This is a genomic window from Sphingomonas sp., assembly GCF_039595165.1.
Classification (GTDB): Bacteria; Pseudomonadota; Alphaproteobacteria; order Sphingomonadales; family Sphingomonadaceae; genus Sphingomonas.
Map to the genome: position 1 here is coordinate 1 of NZ_JBCNMA010000185.1, position 4,791 is coordinate 4,791.

Sequence of the window (4,791 nt, forward strand, 5' to 3'; positions counted from 1 at the left end):
GCATCACGCCGGTGGTGGTGACCGGGTCGACGCCATAGCGGGTGCGCGCCCAGTCGAGCAGCGGATCCCACGCCGCCTGCTGGCGCAATTGCAGCTCGAGCGGATGGTCGGCGCGGTAGCAGAGCAGGTCGCTCTCGCCATACTTGGCGAGGCCCGTGGCGAAGCTGGCGGAATCGGGCGCGACGCGGTCGATCGCGGCATTGGCGAGGCCGGTGAGCGGCATCGCGCGCGGATCGATCGTCTCGCCGACCGCGCGCCATTCGTCCGCGACCGCCTCGGCCAGCGCGAGGGTGGGCAGAGTCAGCGGGACGCGGCCCGGGGTGCGCACGGGCTTGTCGTCGAGATGGATGTCATGGCCGCCCTCCGCCGGCACCGCGGCGGCGTCCTTCCAGAAGCGCTTCATGCGTTACCGGTCCGGCGTGGGCGGGGTGCGCCAGCGGCGTGCCATCGCGCGGGGGACGACGGCGATGCAGTAGAGCCCCGAGAGCAGGATCGCGGCGCCGAGGATGCGCAGCCACATCGTGTCGGTCTTGGCCATGATCGCCAGGCCGAACACCGCGCCGGCGACGGCCAGCATCTCGGCGAACACCATCGCGAAATAGCGGTTGCGGGCGGGATCCTCGGTCATAACGCCTCCAGCAAGGCCGGAAGCTCGCGGGCGTCGGTGGAGACGCGATGCGCGCCGGCTGCCGTCAGTTCATGCGCTTCGTGATAGCCCCACGCAACCCCGACCGCGTGCGCGCCGGCATTGAGCGCCATCGCGATGTCGAAGCTGGTGTCGCCGATCATCGCGGTGGTTTCCGGCACGGCGCCGGCTTCGGCGATCGCGGCTTCGAGCATCGACGGATGCGGCTTGGAGGGGTGGCGGTCGGCGGTCTGGAGCGTGACGAAACGGTGGGTCAGGCCATGATGTTCGAGGATCAGCGCGAGGCCGCGGTCGGACTTGCCGGTCGCCACGCCCAGCACCCAGCCCGCGGCGTCGAGCGCTTCGATCGCCTCGGCAACACCGTCGAACAGCGGCTCGGGGTCGAGCGCGCAGTCAGTGCGCATCGCGTGGAAGGCGCGCTTGTAATCCTCGGCCATCAGCTCGTGCTGGCGTGCCTCGGCCTCGGGCAGCAGCGCGGCGATGGCGGGGACGAGGCTCAGGCCGACGATGCGGCGGATCGAATCGCGGCCGGGGGGATCGAGCCGGTGCAAGTCGAAGCACGCTTCCATCGCGCGGCAGATATTGGCTTGCGAGTCGACGAGCGTGCCGTCGCAGTCGAATACGGCGAGGCGGCTCATTTCTTCCTGGGCTTTGCGGGTTTGGCGGGTTTGGCGGGCTTGGCGGGCTTGTCTCCGCGCCCGCGACGCTCGCCGCGGCGTTCCTTGCGCACGGTCTTGGCGTGGGCCTTGGCGCGCGATTTCTCCTGATCGCGGGTCAGCGGTGCTCTCTCGTCGGGCGGCATGTTGTCGCCGCGCTCGATGTCGAAGCCGAGGCTCGCCAGCGTCTCGGCGAAGTGGGTGGGGAGATCGGCGGTGACGTCGAGCTTGCCGCCGTCGGGATGGTCGATGCGGATGCGGCGCGCATGGAGGTGCATCTTGCGCGAGATGCTGCCCGACAGGAACGCCTCGGCGAGGCCGTACTTGCCGTCGCCGACGATCGGGTGGCCGATCGCCGCCATGTGCACGCGCAGCTGGTGCGTGCGCCCGGTGTGCGGCTGAAGCTCGACCCAGGCGGCGCGGTTGCCTGCTCGATCGATCACCCGATACCGCGTCCGCGCCGGCTGGCCTTCTTCCTCGTCGACCTGCATCTTCTCGCCGCCAGTGCCCGGCTGCTTGCCGAGCGGAAGGTCGATGAAGCCGTCCTCGATGCTCGGCACGCCGACCACCACCGCCCAATAAGTCTTGCGCGCGGTGCGGCCGGAGAAGCTCTTCGAGAAATAGGCGGCCGCGCGCGCGGTGCGGGCCAGGACCAGCGCGCCCGAGGTATCCTTGTCGAGCCGGTGGACCAGCTTGGGCCGCGTATCGAGGTCGAAATAGAGGCCGTCGAGCAGCTGGTCGACATGGTCGTGAGTCTTGGTGCCGCCCTGCGTCGCGAGACCGGGCGGCTTGTTGAGCACCATCGCCTGCGCATCGCGGTGGATCACCATCGATTCGGCGAACTCGATCTGCTCGGGCGTGAGCTGCGGACGCGACTTCTTCGGCTTGGCGGCAGCGGGCTGCGGCGCTTCGGCGGGAGGGACGCGGATCACCTGGCCGGCCTGGATGCGCTCGCCCGGCGTGGCGCGCGCGCCGTCGAGGCGGAGCTGGCCGGTGCGCGCCCAGCGCGAGACGATGTTGAAGCTGGTGTCGGGCAGATGCCGCTTGAACCAGCGATCGAGCCGGATGCCGTCGTCGTCGACGCCGACGGTGAACTGGCGGACATTGGCGTCGCTCATGCCGCCACCCGGGCGAGCTGGAGGCCGGCGAACAGCGTGAGGATCGCACCGGCGACCGAGGCAAGGATGTAGAGCAGGGCGATGCCATGGTCGCCGCGCTGGAGCATGTTGGCGGTCTCGAGCGAAAAGGCGGAGAAAGTGGTGAAGCCGCCGAGCACGCCGACGCCGAGCAGGGCGCGCAGCGCTTCGTCGCCGCTCGACCGCGCGGCGAGCCAGCCGGCGAGCAGGCCCATGGCGAGGCCGCCGGCGACATTCACGATCAGCGTGCCCCAAGGGAAGCCCGGCCCCCACAGCGCGAGCGCGGCACGGCCGGTGAGGTGCCGCGCCCCGGCGCCGACTGCGCCGCCGAGCATGACGAGGAGGAGGTGGTTCATCCCGCGGCACTAGCGGGAAACAGGCGCGGAACCAAGCTGGCCCGAATTGGGTGGGGGCGACGCTTTCGCACCGCCCCCGGGAGAAACTCAGTTGCCGCCGTTGGCGACGAGATCCAGATCCGTGCCGCCGTCGGCGCGGGCCGAGAGCATCACGACATAGGCCGACCCATCGCGGCCACGTGTGCCGCCAAGGACGTGCTGCCCCTCCTTTGCCTGATGCTCGGCCGAGAAACCGGCCTTGACCGCTTTGGTATAGTACCAGTCGATCATGGTCTGCAGCGGCTGCGGTGTCGAGAAGCTTACTACCCGAAGTGCGCATTGCGCATCCTGCGCGCCAGCCGCCTCGGTGACGCGGGCCTGGGGATGGAGCGGCATGCCGGCGGGCAGGCGCGCGGCCCACGACGCCGAGTAGTTGAGCTTCGCCGCGCAGCTCGCCGTGCGCTTGTCCTTCTGCTTCGCGGCGAGCGCGCCGAGCGTGATCGCCTGGTCCTGGACGTCGCACGCCTCGCACGTGCCGTTCGGGGCGGGGGCCTTGAGGAGTTCGCCGTCCCTGGGCATCGCGGCCTTGGCGGCGGCGACGGTTTCCGAGGGGACCGGCGCGGAATAGGGCTGGCTGGCGGGGCGGATCGCGTCCTTGTTGGCCTGGCCGGCGAGCTGCGGATCGACCATGATCTGGTCCTGAAGCGCGCCCATCAGCGCCGGATCGGCGGTGTTCGCGGTGATCTCATTGTCGAGCGCGTCGACATTCTGGTTGTCCGCGCCCCCGCCGCACGCGGCGAGCGCGAGCGGCAACAGGACGGTGGCACTGGCCCGGCGGATCATCGTGAAGCTCCCCATTCGGGGATGCGTGATGACAGGACAGGGTTAAGGAAGCGTTGGCGATGTCCTTCGCGCGCTTGCCAATACATCGTCATTCCCGCGAAGGCGGGAATCCATTGCCGCGGCGGTCGAGGCTTGTGCCGCTACGGCAGCCAGAATGGATCCCCGCCTTCGCGGGGATGACGGCCTTCGTGGGGATGACGGTGGAATGAACGTCGTCAACCCTTGGCCTTCTCCGCCGCGATCCAGTCCTCGATCTGCGCGTCGAGCACGTCGAGCGGGACCGCGCCCTGGCCGAGCACCGCGTCGTGGAAGCCCTTGAGGTCGAACTTCGCCCCCAGCGCCTTTTCCGCGCGGGCGCGCAGCTCGCGGATCTTGATCTCGCCAAGCTTGTAGCCGAGCGCCTGGGCCGGCCAGCTGATGTAGCGGTTGACCTCGGCATCGATGTTCGCCGCCGACAGCGCGGTGTTGTCGAGCATGAACTTGACCGCCCGCTCCTTGGTCCAGCCCTTCGAATGGATGCCGGTGTCGACGACGAGGCGGCAGGCGCGCCACATCTCGTAGGACAGGCGGCCCATCTGCTTCTCGGGCGTGTCGTACAGGCCCATCTCGATCCCGATGCGCTCGGCATAGAGGCCCCAGCCTTCGGTGAAGGCGGTGAAGCTGGCGAGATGGCGGCGGAACTTGCTCGTCTCCATCTCCTGCTGGAGCGCGATCTGGTGGTGATGGCCGGGCACGGCCTCGTGCGCGGTGAGCGCGGGCAATTCGTAAAGCGGGCGCTGGTCGAGCTTGGAGGTGTTGACGAAATAATTGCCGGCGAGGCCGAGTTGCGGGTTGCCCGGGCCGTAATAGGCGGTGGTGGTGCCTTCCGCGGTCTCGGCGGGGATGCGCTTGAGGCCATAGGGCAGGCGCGGCATCTTGTAGAAGAAGCCGGGCATCAGGCCGTCGATCGTCTTGGCCTGGAAGGCGGCCGCCGCCATCAGCTCCTCGGGCGTCTTGGCGTAATATTTGGGATTGGTGCGCAGCTCCTGCACGAAGGCCTCGCGGCTCGGATAGCCGGCGTCCTTGGCGACCTTCGCCATCTCGGCGCGGATGCGCGCGACCTCGTCGAGGCCGATCTTGTGGATCTGGTCGGCGGTATAGTCGGTGGTGGTGAGCTGGCGGATGCGGAAGGCATA

General features: G+C 69.2%; 7 protein-coding genes. All 7 read right to left on the minus strand.

Annotated features, from left to right (window positions below; translation table 11 throughout):
• The coding region (locus ABDV68_RS18320) for an ATP12 family chaperone protein (protein ID WP_343521533.1) at positions 1-403 on the minus strand (403 nt) is incomplete at its 3' end.
• A gap of 3 nt (positions 404-406) precedes the next feature.
• Complete coding sequence (locus ABDV68_RS18325; protein ID WP_343521534.1) at positions 407-628, minus strand: hypothetical protein; 222 nt, start codon at positions 626-628, stop codon at positions 407-409.
• Complete coding sequence (locus ABDV68_RS18330; RefSeq protein WP_343521535.1) at positions 625-1,284, minus strand: HAD-IA family hydrolase; 660 nt, start codon at positions 1,282-1,284, stop codon at positions 625-627. Before ABDV68_RS18330 ends, ABDV68_RS18325 begins: the two co-directional genes overlap by 4 nt.
• On the minus strand, positions 1,281-2,420 hold the full coding sequence (locus ABDV68_RS18335) for an RluA family pseudouridine synthase (protein WP_343521536.1): 1,140 nt from the start codon (positions 2,418-2,420) through the stop codon (positions 1,281-1,283). Before ABDV68_RS18335 ends, ABDV68_RS18330 begins: the two co-directional genes overlap by 4 nt.
• On the minus strand, positions 2,417-2,794 hold the full coding sequence (gene crcB, locus ABDV68_RS18340; RefSeq protein ID WP_343521537.1) for a fluoride efflux transporter CrcB: 378 nt from the start codon (positions 2,792-2,794) through the stop codon (positions 2,417-2,419). Before crcB ends, ABDV68_RS18335 begins: the two co-directional genes overlap by 4 nt.
• Positions 2,795-2,881: 87 nt before the next feature.
• Positions 2,882-3,616 (minus strand): hypothetical protein, encoded by a 735-nt coding sequence (locus tag ABDV68_RS18345; protein WP_343521538.1) that lies wholly within the window; start codon positions 3,614-3,616, stop codon positions 2,882-2,884.
• A 215-nt stretch (positions 3,617-3,831) separates the two neighbouring features.
• On the minus strand, positions 3,832-4,791 hold a 960-nt coding region (locus ABDV68_RS18350; RefSeq protein WP_343521539.1), incomplete at its 5' end, for a DUF885 domain-containing protein.